Annotated in this window: 15 protein-coding genes; 5 read left to right on the top strand and 10 right to left on the bottom strand. The window is 43.0% G+C overall.

The genetic code is table 11. From position 1 onward, the window contains the following. Nucleotides 1-230: 230 nt before the first annotated feature. Complete coding sequence (locus tag FHS10_RS23940) at nucleotides 231-1,484, bottom strand: peroxiredoxin family protein (RefSeq protein WP_259095963.1); 1,254 nt, start codon at nucleotides 1,482-1,484, stop codon at nucleotides 231-233. 59 nt (nucleotides 1,485-1,543) lie between these two features. After that, nucleotides 1,544-2,683 (bottom strand): acyl-CoA dehydrogenase, encoded by a 1,140-nt coding sequence (locus FHS10_RS23935; protein WP_259095961.1) that lies wholly within the window; start codon nucleotides 2,681-2,683, stop codon nucleotides 1,544-1,546. 401 nt (nucleotides 2,684-3,084) lie between these two features. On the opposite strand from FHS10_RS23935, the gene FHS10_RS23930 reads away from it, so the two are divergent. The 3 genes from FHS10_RS23930 (at nucleotide 3,085) to FHS10_RS23920 (ending at nucleotide 7,875) form a co-directional block, all read left to right on the top strand. Beyond that, on the top strand, nucleotides 3,085-3,327 hold the full coding sequence (locus tag FHS10_RS23930) for a helix-turn-helix domain-containing protein (protein WP_259095959.1): 243 nt from the start codon (nucleotides 3,085-3,087) through the stop codon (nucleotides 3,325-3,327). Nucleotides 3,328-3,414: 87 nt separating this feature from the next. After that, nucleotides 3,415-5,463, top strand: coding sequence for a M13 family metallopeptidase (locus FHS10_RS23925; protein WP_259095957.1), 2,049 nt, complete (start codon nucleotides 3,415-3,417; stop codon nucleotides 5,461-5,463). Between the two features lie 372 nt (nucleotides 5,464-5,835). After that, nucleotides 5,836-7,875 (top strand): M13 family metallopeptidase, encoded by a 2,040-nt coding sequence (locus FHS10_RS23920; RefSeq protein ID WP_259095955.1) that lies wholly within the window; start codon nucleotides 5,836-5,838, stop codon nucleotides 7,873-7,875. Nucleotides 7,876-8,258: 383 nt separating this feature from the next. On the opposite strand, the gene FHS10_RS23915 is transcribed toward FHS10_RS23920, so the two are convergent. Then, on the bottom strand, nucleotides 8,259-8,810 hold the full coding sequence (locus FHS10_RS23915) for a DUF922 domain-containing protein (protein ID WP_259095953.1): 552 nt from the start codon (nucleotides 8,808-8,810) through the stop codon (nucleotides 8,259-8,261). Between the two features lie 19 nt (nucleotides 8,811-8,829). After that, nucleotides 8,830-9,768, bottom strand: coding sequence for an SPFH domain-containing protein (locus tag FHS10_RS23910; protein ID WP_259095952.1), 939 nt, complete (start codon nucleotides 9,766-9,768; stop codon nucleotides 8,830-8,832). 91 nt (nucleotides 9,769-9,859) lie between these two features. Between FHS10_RS23910 and FHS10_RS23905 the strand changes: the two genes are divergently transcribed. Continuing rightward, nucleotides 9,860-10,045 (top strand): hypothetical protein, encoded by a 186-nt coding sequence (locus tag FHS10_RS23905; RefSeq protein ID WP_259095950.1) that lies wholly within the window; start codon nucleotides 9,860-9,862, stop codon nucleotides 10,043-10,045. Here FHS10_RS23905 and FHS10_RS23900 read toward each other — a convergent pair. The 6 genes from FHS10_RS23900 to FHS10_RS23875 all read right to left on the bottom strand — a co-directional run bounded on the left by FHS10_RS23900 (nucleotide 10,042) and on the right by FHS10_RS23875 (nucleotide 15,972). Then, nucleotides 10,042-10,872: a maleylpyruvate isomerase N-terminal domain-containing protein gene (locus FHS10_RS23900; protein ID WP_259095948.1), complete on the bottom strand. Its 831-nt coding sequence runs from the start codon at nucleotides 10,870-10,872 to the stop codon at nucleotides 10,042-10,044. The genes FHS10_RS23905 and FHS10_RS23900 overlap by 4 nt on opposite strands. Nucleotides 10,873-11,003: 131 nt before the next feature. Next, a complete protein-coding gene (locus FHS10_RS23895; RefSeq protein ID WP_259095947.1) occupies nucleotides 11,004-11,510 on the bottom strand; it encodes a shikimate kinase in 507 nt (168 codons plus the stop codon). A gap of 121 nt (nucleotides 11,511-11,631) precedes the next feature. Then, a complete protein-coding gene (locus FHS10_RS23890) occupies nucleotides 11,632-12,690 on the bottom strand; it encodes an ABC transporter permease (protein WP_259095945.1) in 1,059 nt (352 codons plus the stop codon). Continuing rightward, entirely contained in the window at nucleotides 12,687-14,321 is a 1,635-nt protein-coding gene (locus tag FHS10_RS23885) for an AAA family ATPase (RefSeq protein WP_259095943.1), read from the bottom strand. Before FHS10_RS23885 ends, FHS10_RS23890 begins: the two co-directional genes overlap by 4 nt. 18 nt (nucleotides 14,322-14,339) lie before the next feature. Further along, on the bottom strand, nucleotides 14,340-15,491 hold the full coding sequence (locus FHS10_RS23880; RefSeq protein WP_259095941.1) for a BT_3928 family protein: 1,152 nt from the start codon (nucleotides 15,489-15,491) through the stop codon (nucleotides 14,340-14,342). 1 nt (nucleotide 15,492) lies between these two features. Then, complete coding sequence (locus FHS10_RS23875; protein ID WP_259095939.1) at nucleotides 15,493-15,972, bottom strand: DUF1599 domain-containing protein; 480 nt, start codon at nucleotides 15,970-15,972, stop codon at nucleotides 15,493-15,495. A gap of 218 nt (nucleotides 15,973-16,190) precedes the next feature. Between FHS10_RS23875 and folP the strand changes: the two genes are divergently transcribed. After that, entirely contained in the window at nucleotides 16,191-17,042 is an 852-nt protein-coding gene (gene folP / locus FHS10_RS23870; protein ID WP_259095937.1) for a dihydropteroate synthase, read from the top strand. Nucleotide 17,043 lies beyond the last annotated feature (1 nt).

The following is a 17,043-nucleotide window of genomic DNA, read 5'->3' as shown; positions in this document are numbered from 1 at the left end:
GGAACTGGCTTCGTTAAAAAGGTTAGCTAAAAAACACAATATGCAATTGGTTTAAAATCAATACATTAAGATATGTGTCATTGGCAGGAACGAAGAATCTTCTTCACTATAAAAGTTTGCGATGAGCAGGGCGAAGAAGATCCTTCGTTCCTCAGGATGACAAACATTTTTTCGAAAACGTCAGGGGTAGGCCCGATGTAATGAAGCAGTTTATTTGAGAGTATTTCCTTTTATTTCCCCTTCACAACCTCCGGCTTTTCAGCCAGCAAATCATCCGTCAACTTTTCAAACTCGTTGGTAAACTCGGTGTAATACTCACCGGTACCTGGTCCGCTAAAGCCGGTGTGAATTTTGCGTACATCGCCGCTTTTGTCAATAATGATGGTGGTAGGGAAACCCACTACTTTTGAAAGCATGGGCAGGCTTTTGCTGGTTTCGGCTTTATCGCTGGTGTAACCGGTTATCAGCAACGGGTAGGGCACATTAAAGCGGTTTTTAACCTGTAATAATGCTTTTTGAGATTTGGCGAAATCGTTGGTACGTTCGTAAGCCAAACCAACAACCTCAACACCTTTGGCCTGGTATTTTTTATAGTAATTTACCATATAGGCAGTTTCATCCATACAGTTAGGGCACCACGAGCCAAGGATCTGTACAATAACTACCTTGTTTTTATACCGGGCATCCTGTAGGGACACCGTATTGCCATTGATATCTTTAAAAGAAAAATCTATCTTTTTAAAGCCGGGTTTCAAGGCCGTTAATGAATAAGCATCGGGCAATTTGGCGTTTGCGTCTTTTACGGCAGTCCATGATTGCATGCTTGAATAACCTGCATAAAACTTACCATCGGTAATGGTTTTACCATCTTTAACTGTAGCGGTAAAAGTATAGGCATGGCCACCATCAAAGCAGGATAAATAGAGTTTATCGCCGGTAACAATACCTTCAAGATAGCGGTAATCGCCGGTGGTGGTTAAAAAGGTACCCGTAAGTTTTGCACTAACCTGTTTAAATTCGCCAACAGTGGTGTCGGCCCCCGCGCCTTCGCCAATAATGGCCGACCATCTGCCCCTTACATTAAAAGTAGCTTTTTCGGGGTTTTTAAAAAAACGCCAGGCGATATTAGGTTCGGCGGTAAAAGGGGTTAACACATCCTGGTTAGCCAAATGCTTTACCCATGCTCCTGCTAATTTATCGCCGGTAAGTTTCAGTTTAAATTCCGAATTAAAAAGCGGCATATGAATGAAAACCGAATCGCCCTGAGTGGTAATATCTGTAACCTTAAAACGCTCGGCACCATTAATAATGGCAAGCTGCTGTTTGCCGGCTGTATCCTTTACATCAAAGTTAAAAGGGATTTCGGTGCCCGATTTGGTTGTTAAAGCCCCCCGCCAGGTGCCCGTTTTAAGTTTGGTTTGTGCCGATGCTGCCTGCAAAAAAACAGCGCACGAAATAGTGGTTATGATGGATTTGAAATTCATGTTGAATGAAAAATAGTCTACTAATTTAATATACTTTCAAAAGTATAAAAATCAGGTCGTTATTTCAACACTTCGCGCGAAATGACAATCCGCTGAATTTCTGACGTACCCTCATAGATCTGGGTTATTTTGGCGTCGCGCATCAGGCGTTCCACATGGTATTCCTTCACATAGCCGTAGCCGCCATGTATCTGCACCGCTTCCACCGTAACCCGCATAGCCACATCAGATGCAAAGAGTTTAGCCATGGAGCTGGCCTGGGCGTAGGGTTGCCCATGATCTTTTAACCAGGCCGCTTTAAGGCACATTAACCGCGCGGCTTCAATTTCGGTAGCCATATCGGCCAGTTTAAACTGAATGGCCTGCAAATCGGCCAGGGTTTTGCCAAAGGCTTTACGCTCTTTGGAGTATTGCAGGGCAAGCTCATACGCGCCGGATGCAATGCCCAAAGCCTGGGCGGCAATGCCAATGCGGCCGCCTTCCAGCAATTTCATGGCAAACTTAAACCCGAAACCCTCATCGCCTATCCGGTTTTCTTTGGGTACCTTAACATCGCTGAACATAATGGAGTGTGTATCTGAACCGCGTACACCCATTTTATTTTCTTTGGCGCCAATGGTAAAACCTTCCATCCCTTTTTCAATAATGAGGGCATTGATACCATCGTGTTTTTTGGCGGTATCGGTTTGAGCCATTACAATGTAGGTAGATGCTGTGCCGCCATTAGTGATCCAGTTTTTGGTGCCATTAAGCAGGTAATGATCGCCCATATCAATGGCTGTGGTATGCTGCGATGTGGCATCGGAGCCGGCTTCGGGTTCCGACAGGCAAAACGCGCCGATGTGTTCACCTTTGGCTAAGGGAACCAGGTATTTTTCTTTCTGTGCGTCAGTGCCAAATTTTTCGAGCCCATTACAGATCAAGGAATTGTTTACCGATAAGATAACCGCTGCCGAGGCATCTACCTTGGCAATCTCTTCAATAGCCAATACGTATGATATGGCATCCATACCGCTGCCGCCATATTGGGGGGCTACCATCATCCCCAAAAAGCCAAGTTCTCCTAATTTTTTGATCTGTTCGGCCGGGAATTTCTGGTGCTCATCGCGTTCAATTACACCGGGCTTTAATTCTGTTTGGGCAAAATCACGGGCAGCCTGTTTAATCATCAGCTGCTCTTCTGTAAATTCAAATTGCATAGTATGATAAAAGCCTAAATGTACAAAAAGCTATGCATGCATAGCAAAAAAATGTAAACAAAAAAAGAGAGCCTTTTTGGAAGCTCCCTTTCCCCTAATTAATTTAAACTATTGATTAAACCCAAAACAAAGAACAAAAAATCTCAACTTGGGCGTCTGAGAATTCAAAAAAAGTTTTTCACAGGTAGGTGATTTTAATTTTTTTCACAGATCGTATGCAGGGCGAGTATGTTTAAACAAATTTGCTGCCAACAATTGATGGACAATAAACTTTTGACAATTAAAATAGTTTAATTACACATTGTTATTACCCATATTTTTTAACGAAATTTAAATCCGGATTGCTAATTGTTTTTGAAGCCCCTATCAAAGATCAATGTAAAAATTAATCTTATTGAACTATGCTACTTACTGATTTTGAATATCTTAGCAATTCTGACGAGGCCTTTAAAAAGAAAATTGCCTTACAGATAAAAAATTTGCGCCGCCAGAACCAGGTTACACAGGAGAAGTTTTTTTGCGAAACCAACATCAATATTGCCCGGCTGGAGTCTGGAAAAATTGATATCCGCTTAGATACACTCCGAAAAGTTTGTTATTATTTTGATGTTTCGCTGGCTGGTTTTTTTCAGGGTATCTATTAAAAGCTGTCCATTTTAAATAATCTACTGTCCTAAAATCTATTATTCCATACAATCGATGTATTTTTTAAAAGACACTAAAATAATTTTATGATTAAAAAACTTTCGTCGCTGGCATTGACCGCTGCATTAGGGATCACTTTAGTTACATCCTGTAAAGACAACACAAGACTTTATGCCGATAACGACCCGGTAATTAAAAACATAGATACCAGCGTAAAACCTGGCGACGACTTCTTTAAATATGCCAACGGCACCTGGCTCAAAAAAAATCCGATACCGGCGGCCTACTCCGCCTGGGGAATAGGCAACGTAGTGCAGGAAGAGCTACGCGACAAAATGAAAAAGATCAATGAGGACGCGCTTAAGGCCGATGCACCCAAAGGCAGCAACACCCAAAAGATAGGCGATTTTTATTACAGCGGCATGGATACCGTGGATATAGAAAAACAAGGCCTGGCACCTTTAAAGGATGAGCTAAAAAGGATAGATGATATTAAAGATATTAAAAGCCTGGTTGAGGCCTTTACACACCTGGATGGTATTGGCGTAACCACGCCATTAGGTACTTACGTTGGGCAGGATGCCAAAAACAGTGATAAGCAATTGCTGCAGTTGGGGCAATCGGGCATTGGGCTGCCCAACCGCGATTATTATTTTAATACCGACGCGCATAGTGTAGCCATCCGTACAGATTATCAGCAAAAACACTTACCCGCTATTTTTAAGTTAGGAGGACTGCCATCTGATGCTGCCAATGCCGCTGCTAAAAAAGTTTATGCCCTGGAGGTGTTTTTGGCCGATAGTAGCCGTAAACTGGAAGACCTGCGCGACCCATATCATAACTACAATAAAATGACCATTGCCGGCTTAAGTAAACTGGCACCCGATGTTGACTGGAAAGCAACATTTGAAAAAATGGATTATAAAAACGCGGACACGGTTATTGTTGGCCAGCCGGAATATTACCGTGCCCTCAATAAAGCCTTGCATGTTTATAGTATTGATGATTGGAAAAATTACCTGCGTAAAAACCTGGTGTCGTCATTCGGATCGTACCTGAGCAAACCATTCGACCAGGAGCTATTCCGTTTTTATGGCACCGTGTTGGAAGGTAATAAAGAACAACTGCCCCGTTGGAAACGGGTATTGGATACTGAAAACGGTTTAATGGGCGAGGTGCTGGGGCAAATATTTGTAAAAGAATACTTTCCCGAGAAAACAAAGGAACGCTACGTGAAACTGGTAGAAACCATGCGCGAGACCTTTAAAGAGCATATTGAAAAACTGGACTGGATGAGTCAGCAAACTAAAGAGAAGGCTTTTTATAAACTAAGCAAGGTAATGCCTAAAGTTGGGTATCCGGATAAATGGAAAGATTTTTCGACACTGGAGATTGACCGCGGGCCGTATGCTTTAAACGTGATGCGCGCCAACAACTGGTGGCATAAATTCAACGCATCTAAATTAGGCAAACCTGTTGACCGTACAGAATGGGGAATGACACCGCAAACCTATAACGCTTACTACAATCCATCAAATAATGAAATTGTACTACCCGCGGGTATTTTCACCATCCCTGGTTTTAAGGACGAGGATATTGATGACGCCGTAATATATGGCTATGCAGCTGCGTCAACCATCGGCCACGAAATGACCCATGGCTTTGATGATGAAGGTCGCCAGTTTGATGCCAAAGGAAATCTGAAAGCCTGGTGGCAGCCACAGGATTCGGTTAAGTTTGGCCAGCGTGCCAAAATGCTGATAGATCAGTTTAACGGTTATACCATTTACGGCCTGCATGTAAATGGCAAAGCCACCCAGGGCGAGAATATAGCCGATTTGGGCGGGATAGTGATTGGCCTGGATGCTTTTAAAAAGACAGATCAATACAAAGAAGGCAAATCAATTAATGGCTTTACCCCATTGCAACGTTACTTTTTGGGCTATGCCTTAGGCTGGCTTGGGCAGGACAGGCAGGAGGCCCTGTCAAGCCAGATCCTGACCAATGAACACGCTCCCGGCTTCATGCGCGTAAACGGCCCATTTACCGATGTGCCGGAGTTTTACGAAGCTTTTCATATTAAAAAGGGAGATAAGATGTGGCTTGACCCGGATAAGAGGGTGAAGATTTGGTAAAGCCAGTCAGTGCAATAAAACTTGTGTCATTGCGAGGAGGAACGACGAAGCAATCCCCCTTCTACAGAGCCGTTCTGCAAAGTTGGGGATTGCTTCGTGCCTGCCTGTGGCGTTTTGTAAAAAACGTTTGTCATCCTGAACGTAGTGAAGGATCTTCTTCGTTAGAAAAGTCTGCAATTAGCAGGGCGAAGAAGATCCTTCGTTCCTCAGGATGACAAACTTTTACGTCATACCCACTTTCAGAGTCCCTGGATTTAAATACTCGCAATGGTGCTTTTTACGTTCCCGCAGCTTACTTCCTATCCCCTATGTTACAAACGCCTTTTAATAAGGCGTTTGTTTTTTAATTAAATTTGATGCAAACGAGTTATTATGATAAAACATTACCAGAAATTTATTTTAGGCGGCCTTGCTTTAACCGCTGTGGCATTAAACGCATATATAGCCGTACCTAACGATCCGGTTTTTAATAACCTGGATACATCAGTAAGCCCGGGGACTGATTTTTTCAAGTACGCCAATGGCGGCTGGCTAAAACGGAACCCTATCCCGGCAGCCTATTCAAGCTGGGGTATTGGTAATGTGGTATCTGAAGAACTGCGCGACAGGCTCAAAAAGATCAATGAGGATGCCTTGGCGGCCAATGCGTCTAAAGGTACTATAACGCAAAAAATAGGCGATTTTTATTTTACCGGATTGGATACTGTGAATATCGAAAAGCGTGGCATCGATCCTTTAAAAGAACAATTGGCTTTGATAGACGAGGCAAACGATATTAACGGCGTGCTGAATGCCGCCGCTGTTTTAACAACCACCGGCACCCGTAATATGATTGGCAGCCGTGTAGGGCAGGATGCCAAAAACAGTTCAAAAATGATGCTGCAGTTAGGCCAGGCCGGTTTAGGCTTACCCAACCGCGACTATTATTTTAAAACGGATGCCCGCACTACCAAAATCCGTACAGATTATACCACCAATCACCTGCCCGCTATGCTCAAAATTTCGGGCTATAACGATGACCAGGCAAAGGCCGGTGCCGAAAGCGTTTATAAAATAGAGAAGTTTTTGGCCGATAGCAGCCGCAAGCTGGAAAAGCTGCGCGACCCGTATGCCAACTACCATAAAATGACCATAGCGCAATTGAACGCGCTTACGCCTGATATTAACTGGAACACGGTTTTCAGATCACTGGAATTAAAGTCGGTTGATTCGGTAATTGTAGGTCAGCCAGAATATTACAGGGCTTTAAATACCGCGTTAAAAACCTTCCCGGCCAGCGATTGGAAAGCCTACTTGCGTTGGAAGCTGATATCATCATATGCATCGTATTTAAATAATGCTGCCGATGCCGAAAGCTTCCGCTTTAGCGGCAAAGTGATCTCGGGCCGTAAAGAACAGTTGCCACGCTGGAAAAGGGTATTGGATACTGAGAACGGTTTAATGGGTGAGGCCCTGGGCTTTTTATTTGTGAAAGAATACTTCCCGGTTACAGCTAAACAACGCTACACCGATATGGTGGAAGCTATTCGCCAGGCTTACCGCGAGCATATTGCCAAACTGGACTGGATGAGCCCCGAAACGAAGCAAAAAGCTTTGGTGAAGTTGAATGGCATCCACCCTAAAGTTGGCTATCCTGATAAATGGAAAGATTTTTCGACCCTGCTCATGGATCGCGAATCATATGCTGGTAACGTAATGCGGGCAAGGCATTGGGCTTACATGGTTAATATCAATAAACTGGGTAAACCGGTTGACCATACCGAATGGGGAATGACACCGCAAACCTATAACGCCAGCTACAGCCCGTCAAATAATGAGATCACTTTACCGGCTGCACAGTTTACCATACCGGGTGTTAAGGATAGCGAGATAGACGATGCCGTAGCTTATGGTTATGTAGCCGCGTCAACCATCGGCCACGAAATTACTCACGGGTTTGACGACGAAGGTCGCCTGTTTGATGCCAAAGGCAACCTCAAAACCTGGTGGACACCAACGGACTCGGTTAAATTTACAAAACGTGCCAATATGCTTGCCGATCAGTTTAGCAGCTATGTGGTATTAGATAGCCTGCATGTAAACGGCAAAGCTACCTTAGGCGAAAACATTGCCGATTTAGGTGGTATAGTTTTAGGGATCGACGCTTTTAAAAAGACCAAACAATACAAAGATGGTAAACCTATCAATGGCTTAACCCCAATGCAGCGTTTCTTTTTAGGCTACGCCATAGGCTGGCTTGGCCAGGAACGTGATGAAGCGTTGGCCAATCAAATTTTAACCGACGTACACGCTCCCGGCTTTTTACGGGTAAACGGCCCGTTTAGCGATGTGCCCGAGTTTTATGAAGCCTTCCATATTAAAAAGGGCGATAGAATGTGGCTGGCACCCGATAAAAGGGTAAAGATCTGGTAGGTGAAGCCCCCAGTCCCTAAAGGGAGTTTTTTGAATGAAATAAAAGCCACACGCAAATTAAAGTACTCTCCTTTGGGACTACTGTGTGTACACATCTTTTAGAATCTTATCACTAAACAAAAACGTTGTCATTTCGAACGAACCTGCGGGGGATTGCGCTCAGGAGGTAAGGAGAAATCTTGTAAAAGCGGACATTCGGCCATGCAGGGCGTCGAAGATTTCTCTTTCGCCCCTCGCTTTTTGCCCCACTGCTCTATCGAAATGACATTTTTCTTTAATAAAAAAGATGTGTACACACGGTAGCCCTTTTGGAGAGGACTTTAATTGTATTCTAATTTGCTCTTTTGGCCCCCATGAAAGCTTCGCTGTTTAGGTGAGGCTGCCTACCCCTCGGGCTCAAACTCCAGTCTTTTCTTAAAATAAAGATCCCAACTGCGTTGTTGCTGGCGGTTGGTCATGTGTTGGGTATCCTCGTCGTAATCGCTGTTGAGTTGTTTGTATTTGGCGTCGATGCGGTTAAACAGTTCCATCGCCTCGTATTTGTAGTTGTAGCTAAAGCGGGTTTTACTTATCTGGCGTAAAAGTTCCTGTTGCTCCAGGTAAGCTATCAGGTAATGGCCTTGCTCGTGCTTCAGGATCTCGGCAAGCTGGGCCTGTGAGGTTACACGGCTTCTATCCAGCCATGATTTGTTGTTATTTAATAACAGGTTTACCGTGGCATTAATAAGGTAATAGCCGTTTCGGTTACTGGCCTGGTATTTAAAATCGATAGTGCAATTGGTATAGGCAACAACGCCGCCGGCATTTGCCCGCGGCGTGCCCCAAAAATCATTAGCAGTTAGTTGGTGATACTGCTGGTATTGCTGCGCTTTCGCGCCAAAGGTTATTAAACACAAGGCTGTTACGCCAATCCACTTCAGCAATTTTATTTCCATTAATCAGGGGTTAAACATTTTACTTTTTGACGTTGTCGGTATGTAAAAGGTTTAAAGCCATCATTTCTTTTAACGTGTGTTGCATCTGATCGGTTGACCCATCAAGGAAAATCACGTTCCCTTTTGAGTTTTCAGAGAAGTGTTTGATAGATTCTGTCCACATGGTAAACAGGATTACCGAGGTATCCATATTGGCACCGGCCATTTCTTTGGCAGCCACTGTCATACCACGTGCAACTTCCTCGCGGAACAAAGCAATACCCTGGCCACGTAACTGTGCAGCTTCACGCTCGGCCTGGGCCGAAATTTTGATGGCATTACCTTCGGCCTCGGCCGCTTTGGTTTTGGTGATCAATAAAGCCTGGCCCTCGTTTTCGGCGGCGGCTTTCAGGTTGTTTGATGCCACAACCTGGCTCATTGATTTCATGATCACATCGTCAAAAGTGATATCATTCAATTGCAGGTCCTGCAGGTGGTAACCCCAGCCTTCCAGTATCACATCCAATTGCTCTTTTACGTGCTCTACAATATCGCGGCGTAAAATCAATACCTCGCTTTGGCGCTTGGTAGCAACAAACGCGCGAATAGAACCTTCAACCGTACGGATCAGGGCCTGCATCAGGTTACGCTCGTCCACAAACTTAAAGGCTACGTTTTTAATGGTTTCTTCCTGCTGATCCAATACCGAGTACAGCAGCATGGCTTTAAAATATACATTGGCCTGGTCAAACGTTACGGCCTGAAACTCCAGTTCGACAGAGCGGTTCTGGATGGATATTTTAGAATAGATGTTTTCAATAAATGGCAGCTTAAAGTTAAGCCCCGGTGTAAGAATGCGGCGGTACTTGCCAAATACGGTAATTACCACTATTGTGCCCTGTTTTACAGACACAAACGAGGAAAAGACAATTACCAATAAAATAAATACAATAATAAAAGTGATGATTTGTCCGGTCATAAGGTGATTTGTTTATTTAAATAAATGTAGACAAATATTTGGAGTGTTATTTGTTTTTATACAAATGCTTTATAAAACAGCAACCGTTATCATGAACTTAAAACGCACTTTCGGAGCCATACTTACCGTGTTGGGTATCATTGGCTTAATTTACACAGGGGTTGATATCATCAATCACCACGGCCAAACCACTACCTTAGTTGTAGTTGGTATTATATCATTATTGTTTTTCTTTACGGGAATTAGCCTCGTACGCAACACCAAAGACGAGGCCTAAGCCATCACCGAAACCATATGAAGCACCTGCCCGGCCAGGTTTGTATCACCGGTTATTATTACCTGGCTAATGATCTCATCCGGGCGGATGCTTTTTGAAAACAGTTTCCATGAAATTTGCGGCGGGATGCTTACAGTAGCATCAAACTGATATGTAGGTGTCTTAGATACCAGCTGCCAGCCATCGCTTTGTTTTTGCAGATACCAGTTACCTCCAATATCGGTAGTAATAGTAATTTTGATGATTGTACCCGTTGCGGCTTCCACATTTTTAAAAGTAAAAGGCAGGGCCCTGAAAAACGTATCGATAACAGGGTAATAATATTCCCTTGTCATGACGCCATCCCGGCCGGTTGCTTCCCTGATCTGTTGTTGGTGATGCCACCTTTCGGTGTATTCGCGGGCAAGGTGCATCCAGTTCAGGCTTTCCTCTTCGCCAGCCCAGCTAACCGCGAAGATGGCTGTATCATCCGGGTTTAATGCTTCATAATAAGCAGTACAAAGATCGGCAGTTGCTTTTAATAACAAGATCAACACACCCGGACTAATCCTTTTTGCAGCCGCAACCCAGTCTCCATTAAGTTTATTAAGCCAGTCCACAAGATCCTGATAGGCATTAATGGCGGGTAGTTGTTCACCAAAATACCTGTCGCGCTGAAGGGAGAGCAGGCGGATGTTGCCATCTAACAAGTGCGCAACTACATCTTTAACTTTCCAGGCTTTGGCAACGGTTTGTTTATCCCAATCTTCGGGCGTCAGGGATTCAAGCAATGCTATCAGCTCATCATCCAAAGGTTTAAAAAGATGTTTTACTTCGATGCGGTGCATGGTAAACGATCAGGTTTATAAAATTCAGTATACCTTTTTTAAAGTTTTTTATGTAGAGGCGCATTACATGCGGTTCCTGCTCCTGCTTGCAAATCGGGCGTCTCTACGTTGAAAAATAAATTACGCTTATTCTACCCTGCACTGTTAATTGCCCCCTCCAGCTTCTCCACCGACATATCGATGCCATCAACATGGTGATGAGCCTGCAGGTAAAAGCTTTCACGCTCGGCCAGTTTACCGGTGATAAACTCAACAAGCTCATCGCCTTTTTTGCCTTGCAATACAGGGCGTATGGTTTTGCTGTTCTCCAGCCTATCGGCCAGTGTTTTTGGCGATAGTTTAATGTAAAGCGTTTTACCGTTGCTGTTCATCCATTCCATATGGTCGAAAAAACAGGGTAAACCACCGCCTGTGGATACCACCACGTTTTCGGGATATTTAGTTTGTTTCAACACATCCGATTCCAGTTTGCGAAAGGCATCCTCGCCAAAACTCGAAAAATATTCGGCAATGCTCATGCCCATCTGCTCTTCAAGTGCGTGGTCAAGATCAATAAATTCATAGCCTAATTTGGCAGCCAGCTTACGGCTCCACGTGGTTTTACCACAGCCCATAAACCCGACTAAAAAGTACTTCATAACATTTTTATTAAGCAAAAAGCTTTAGGCTTTTAATTGTTTTCGTCCTTTGTCCACAAGTCTAATAGTCCGCCACCTCCAAAAGTCCTTGCTCCTTTGTCCAAAAATCCTTGCTCCTCAATTAACTCAACTTCACTCTTGGATCTATCCAAACATAAATAATATCCACCAAAATACTGATCACCACAAAAATAAACGCGATGAAAAGTATGGAGCCCATCACCACCGGGAAGTCAGACATTTCCAGCGCATCAACCGTGGCTTTGCCCAGGCCGTTGTAGCCAAAAATGTACTCTACAAAGAATGATCCGGCAAGCAGCGAGGCAAACCAGTTGGCAATAGCGGTAATTACCGGGTTCAAGGCATTCTTAAGCGCATGGCGATAGATGATGGCACTATTACTTAATCCCTTGGCTTTAGCGGTACGGATATAATCCTGCCCCAACACATCCAACATGGCATTGCGGGTAAGCTGCACAATAATGGCCAACGGGCGCAAGCCAAGGGTAATCATGGGCAAGATGAGGTTTTTGATATCGATGACCTCACCTTTAAAAGGATCGTAACTGTATAAACTGCCAGACATATTGAGGCCGGTGTATTTACTCAGCTCAAAACCAAAGATCCAGGCGATAATGATGCCTGCGAAAAATGAGGGAGCCGAAATACCCAGTGTAGAAAAGCCGATAGCCAGTTTATCAATCCAGGTATCTTTATTTACAGCACTTACCACGCCCAAAAACACACCGATAACAATGGCAAAGATCATGGCCGTTGTGGCTAACACCAATGTATTAGGAATCACCTCCAACAGCAGGCTGGCCACATCCTTACGGGTTTGATAGGAGCGACGCAGGTAAGGCCACTTTATAGCGATAACCTTGGCATCACTAACCGCGAATAGTTTTGCATAATTATACCGTTGCCGTTCTTCGGCTGTATTCAGGTGGATGCCTATGGGCGAAAGATCATTGAGGTAATAAGCAAACTGAGTAGTTACGGGTTTATCCAACCCAAACTCTTTACGCACTGCCTGTAACGATTGTACATCGGCGCGTTGCCCCTGCGTCATCCGGGCGGGATCGACTGGTAAAATATTAAACAGAAAAAAAACCACCAACACCACGCCCAGCATAACTGCTAAGCCGTAAAATAACTTGCGGATGAGGTAGCTGATCATTTTACCAATACCTCTTTGATTTTCGCTTTAAACCATTGCGTTTGAGCCAAATCTGCTGGATTTAAGTTTTGACGTTCTTTTATTTCGGTACCATAATCTTTAGCGGGAAAAACCTTGTAAAAGGTATCAAAATCATTGCTGTCAAACATTGCCAATACGGCTTCTGAGTTAGCTCTAAAAGCTTTCAGTTTTGGGGCATAAGCATTCTCTTTATAAAAAGGGTAACCGCCTCTTGCGCCGGCCAAACCAAGTATAATTTTATCCCTAACAGCCAACCCTTCGGCTTTAATTGAGGCCTTGTAACTTTCTTTATTAAAAGCTTTATTTAGCGCTTTGTAATATCCATCAAGGTTGTCTGGATGAAAAAGATAGTTTTCTATGGAATAATAGTGAAGTAGATAAAAATTAGGATAAAGCCCCATGATCTCTGTCCGTTCCTCATCTGACAAGTAATCCCTATCAGCTAATCCATCATATGATGGATTATTTTTTGTTTTATAAAAAACGTCTAACTTATCTACCGCATTAAAAAATATCGTGTTTTCGACACTTAGATTATTATACAAAGGCGTATCTGTATTTTCGGAGAAAATTATGCGTTTACCTTGAAAGAGGTTGGCCAAAAACTCCTTGCTTACGGCTATCTCAAAAATATCGAAATTCTTTTTGGGTGATGGATGGATAACCTGCGGTAAATCAAAGTTCAAATTATCCAGGTCAATAATGGAGGCGTGTTCAGCTTCATTGGCATATTCAATAAAACCTAACGAATGACTGGCTGTCCAAAGTTGACAACTATCAGGAATCCAGTTTTCCGTGATTTCTTTAAGCAGATTTTTTTGAAGCTGGGTATTTAGATGCAGGTCTATCTCGTCTAAAAAGTATATAGTATCTTGGAAATATTCTTTACGAACAAGAAGGTTAAGCAGAATATTAAAGATTTCCTTTTCACCGCTGCTCAGATAATCATATGGAATTTCCGACGTCCCTTTTTTAAATAGGATTTCCGATATATTCCCATCTAACGGAGGTTTAATTGAGACTAATTTAATTCCAATAGTTTCATCTAAAACAAAGATATTTTCAAGAGCTTTATTAATAGGAGATATGTAACTTTCTTTTATTTCTTCAGTAGAACTATTGCCCTTGAATACATCTGTTAAAATTGAAGATGTTACCTTTTCTATGTCATTTTCAAAGCGATTATCACGATCAATGAATGACTTAGGTCTATCAGAGTCATTCTCAAACGAGAACTGACTCTGCCCTAAAGAAGTTCTCGTTAATTTTGGAACCTGTCTAATACTTGTTCTACCATAAAATGAGTTACCTAAATTAACGCCATCGTAATTACCAGATACAAGTGAGTAAACCTTATTTAATGAGTTAGTAAACTCAATCTCATAGTTTTTATTTATATCTTTTTTATAATAACTCAATTCAGTTCTACTAATAGTAGTATGCTTTGAATGTTTATTAATTGCTTCCAATGCATCAAACACCGAAGATTTCCCAGACCCATTTGTACCAATCAGCAACACCAATTTAGCTGGTTGCGCCAATGACGTCATATCGATGGTTAAATCGTCAAAACGCTTAAAATTTTTTAATTCCAGCCGGGTGATCTTCATAAATTAAAATTAAGCAATTTATTGCTGCTGAAAATATTTTTTAACCAGGTCATCGTACTTAGGTGCCGAGTGGTAATGCCATTTATTTATGATAACACCATTCCTTAACAGTATCAGTCCCGGGTTTGAGCGGATCATGGTTTTAAGGGGTACGCCATCGGCATAAAAAATTTCGCTTACCAGTTTATGCGCTTTGGCAAATGCCTCGGCACTTGGGGCAGCATTTGAAGTAAGCAATATGGTACGGATATTAAAATTTTGCGTAGCGTTTATGGCCAATGCATTTAATCGGTTTATAGCGTCATCGTTGGTTTTATCCAGATCGTAAGCTACAATGATAAGGCTGTAATACGGGCTTGAAAGCAGTTCCTTGGTATAATCGTTCCGCTGCGCATCCTGGATGGCCAGGTCGCGAATTTTGGGTTCAAAGCCTTTTTTGATCAGCTTATTTTCCGGGTCGCCAACTACTTCCCAATTGGTATCCTTCCAAATATTAGTGCTCAGGTAATCCTTATCGTTCATTACCTTGGTAGCACCTGTTTTTTTATTTTTAAGATGATAGGTAAGTTCGAAAACATCCTGTGGCGCGCCCGGCGGCGTTTTCATTTCTTCGGCAATATTGGCCCCTATCTTGTAAGGTAAAAAATCAACAAAAGGCATAAAGTTATAGGTAAATAACCCAAACCCTACCGAAAATACGGCGGCACCAATCAGCCATTTATCACCTGTTTTGGCACTGAATAATGGTTTAATAGCTTTGCGGTTTACAAACAATACGGCCACTAAAACCAGCAGTACCATATCCTTACTAAATGATTGCCATGGCGTAAGCGGAATTGCATCGCCAAAACAACCACAGGTTTGCACCACTTTGAAAAAGGCTGAGTAAAAAGTTAAAAAGCCAAAAAATATAATAAGCAGCAGCAGGCCCCACGCAACTTTTACAGCGCGCACGCCAATAAGCAGGGCAAAACCCAGCAACATTTCAAGCGCGCAAAGTAAAATGGCCGACGTAAGTGCCAGGTTGTTTAAAAATGTAATATGAAAAACCTCGAAGTATTCTTCCAGTTTATAAGAGAAGCCCAGCGGGTCGTTGGCTTTTATTAGGCCCGAAAATATAAATAACAAGCCTACCGCTATTCTGCAAAACCAAATGAGGCCGTTTTTCATATTAGTATCCTAATTTTATAAGTGCAAATACCGAGTAATTGAGCATGTCCTGGTAGTTGGCTTTTACCCCTTCTGATGCTTCGGTTAAGCCTTTGTTATCTTCAATTTGTTTTACACGCAACAGCTTCATCAGTATCAGGTCTGTTAACGAGCTTACCCGCATATCGCGCCAGGCCTCGCCGTAATCATGATTTTTGGCAAACATCAGTTCCTTGGTTTCCAATACCTTTTCGTCAAACATTTTTTCAACGTGATTAACGGCAAGCTCGGTAGGCGTATCGGCGGTGCTATCCAGCTGCATCATGGCTATAACGCAATAATTCACTATACCAACATATTCGCCGGTAACATCGTCGCCAACTTTAGATACCTTTTTTTCTTCGAGCGTGCGGATGCGTTGCGCTTTAATAAAAATCTGGTCGGTGATGGATTGCGGCCTAAGGATGCGCCAGGCGGTACCATAGTCGCGGGTCTTTTTCATAAAAAGGCCCTTACAGTTATTAATTACGGCGTCGTATTCTGCTGATGTATTGCTCAATGTTTTCTGTTGTAAAGTTGAAACGTTGTAATGTCGGAATGTTCTAAAGTTGGAGTGTTTTCGAGAATTAACTTTACAACATTAAAACCTTCCAACATTACAACCATCGCTCCAAAGTTAAGTAACTTTACAATATTAAAACCTTTCAGCATTACAACTAAATGGTTAAAGATACTGTTTTTCATAAAAAAGTTACCCTTAACGCCGGGGGTAAATTGATAGATCTGTCAACCCCAAAGGTGATGGGCATTATCAACATTACGCCTGATTCTTTTTATGCCGGCAACCGTAAACCGGGTGTAGAAGAAGCCCTGCAGCTGGCCCAAAAGATGTTGGACGATGGTGCCACATTTTTAGATCTTGGCGCGTACTCGTCCCGCCCAGGCGCTACCGATATTAGCATACAGGAGGAAACCGACCGACTTTTGCCTGTAGTTGAGGCTATTGCAGCAACATTGCCGGATGCTATTTTATCTATAGATACTTTTCGCTCACCTGTTGCTGATGCGGCTATTAAGGCGGGAGCGCATATCATCAATGATATCTCGGGCGGCACCTTAGATGCCGGGATGTTTGGCGTTGTTGCCCGCTTACAGGTGCCTTATATTTTGATGCACATGAAAGGCACCCCTCAAAATATGACGCAAATGGCACAATACGATGATGTATTTAACGAGGTGCTTGACTTTTTTGGGTCCGCTTGTCAACAGTTAAAGCAACTGGGCGTACACGATGTGATCATCGATCCCGGTTTTGGCTTTGCCAAAAATCAGCAGCAAAATTATACGCTCATGCGCCGCATGCAGGAGTTTGACATACTGGGCCTGCCGTTATTAACCGGAATCTCCCGCAAAAGAATGATTTACGGACTTTTAGGGGGAACTGCTGCCGACGCGCTGAATGGAACTACCGTTTTAAATACCATCGCCTTAAATAAAGGGGCGAATATTTTACGGGTACACGATGTGAAAGAAGCCGTTGAGGCTGTAAAAATATGGGAGGCCTGCAGGTAAT

It is taken from the genome of Mucilaginibacter dorajii (assembly GCF_024808255.1).
Taxonomy (GTDB): Bacteria; Bacteroidota; Bacteroidia; order Sphingobacteriales; family Sphingobacteriaceae; genus Mucilaginibacter; species Mucilaginibacter dorajii.
Note: the sequence above shows the minus strand (reverse complement) of the source record. Positions and strands in the feature narration are given on the sequence as shown.

What these genes read in the sequence shown, in the direction of transcription:
- FHS10_RS23940 (WP_259095963.1), bottom strand. Translation starts at nt 1,484, where the DNA reads ATGAATTTCAAATCCATCATAACCACTATTTCGTGCGCTGTTTTTTTG.
- FHS10_RS23935 (WP_259095961.1), bottom strand. Translation starts at nt 2,683, where the DNA reads ATGCAATTTGAATTTACAGAAGAGCAGCTGATGATTAAACAGGCTGCC.
- FHS10_RS23930 (WP_259095959.1), top strand. Translation starts at nt 3,085, where the DNA reads ATGCTACTTACTGATTTTGAATATCTTAGCAATTCTGACGAGGCCTTT.
- FHS10_RS23925 (WP_259095957.1), top strand. Translation starts at nt 3,415, where the DNA reads ATGATTAAAAAACTTTCGTCGCTGGCATTGACCGCTGCATTAGGGATC.
- FHS10_RS23920 (WP_259095955.1), top strand. Translation starts at nt 5,836, where the DNA reads ATGATAAAACATTACCAGAAATTTATTTTAGGCGGCCTTGCTTTAACC.
- FHS10_RS23915 (WP_259095953.1), bottom strand. Translation starts at nt 8,810, where the DNA reads ATGGAAATAAAATTGCTGAAGTGGATTGGCGTAACAGCCTTGTGTTTA.
- FHS10_RS23910 (WP_259095952.1), bottom strand. Translation starts at nt 9,768, where the DNA reads ATGACCGGACAAATCATCACTTTTATTATTGTATTTATTTTATTGGTA.
- FHS10_RS23905 (WP_259095950.1), top strand. Translation starts at nt 9,860, where the DNA reads ATGAACTTAAAACGCACTTTCGGAGCCATACTTACCGTGTTGGGTATC.
- FHS10_RS23900 (WP_259095948.1), bottom strand. Translation starts at nt 10,872, where the DNA reads ATGCACCGCATCGAAGTAAAACATCTTTTTAAACCTTTGGATGATGAG.
- FHS10_RS23895 (WP_259095947.1), bottom strand. Translation starts at nt 11,510, where the DNA reads ATGAAGTACTTTTTAGTCGGGTTTATGGGCTGTGGTAAAACCACGTGG.
- FHS10_RS23890 (WP_259095945.1), bottom strand. Translation starts at nt 12,690, where the DNA reads ATGATCAGCTACCTCATCCGCAAGTTATTTTACGGCTTAGCAGTTATG.
- FHS10_RS23885 (WP_259095943.1), bottom strand. Translation starts at nt 14,321, where the DNA reads ATGAAGATCACCCGGCTGGAATTAAAAAATTTTAAGCGTTTTGACGAT.
- FHS10_RS23880 (WP_259095941.1), bottom strand. Translation starts at nt 15,491, where the DNA reads ATGAAAAACGGCCTCATTTGGTTTTGCAGAATAGCGGTAGGCTTGTTA.
- FHS10_RS23875 (WP_259095939.1), bottom strand. Translation starts at nt 15,972, where the DNA reads ATGAAAAAGACCCGCGACTATGGTACCGCCTGGCGCATCCTTAGGCCG.
- folP (WP_259095937.1), top strand. Translation starts at nt 16,191, where the DNA reads ATGGTTAAAGATACTGTTTTTCATAAAAAAGTTACCCTTAACGCCGGG.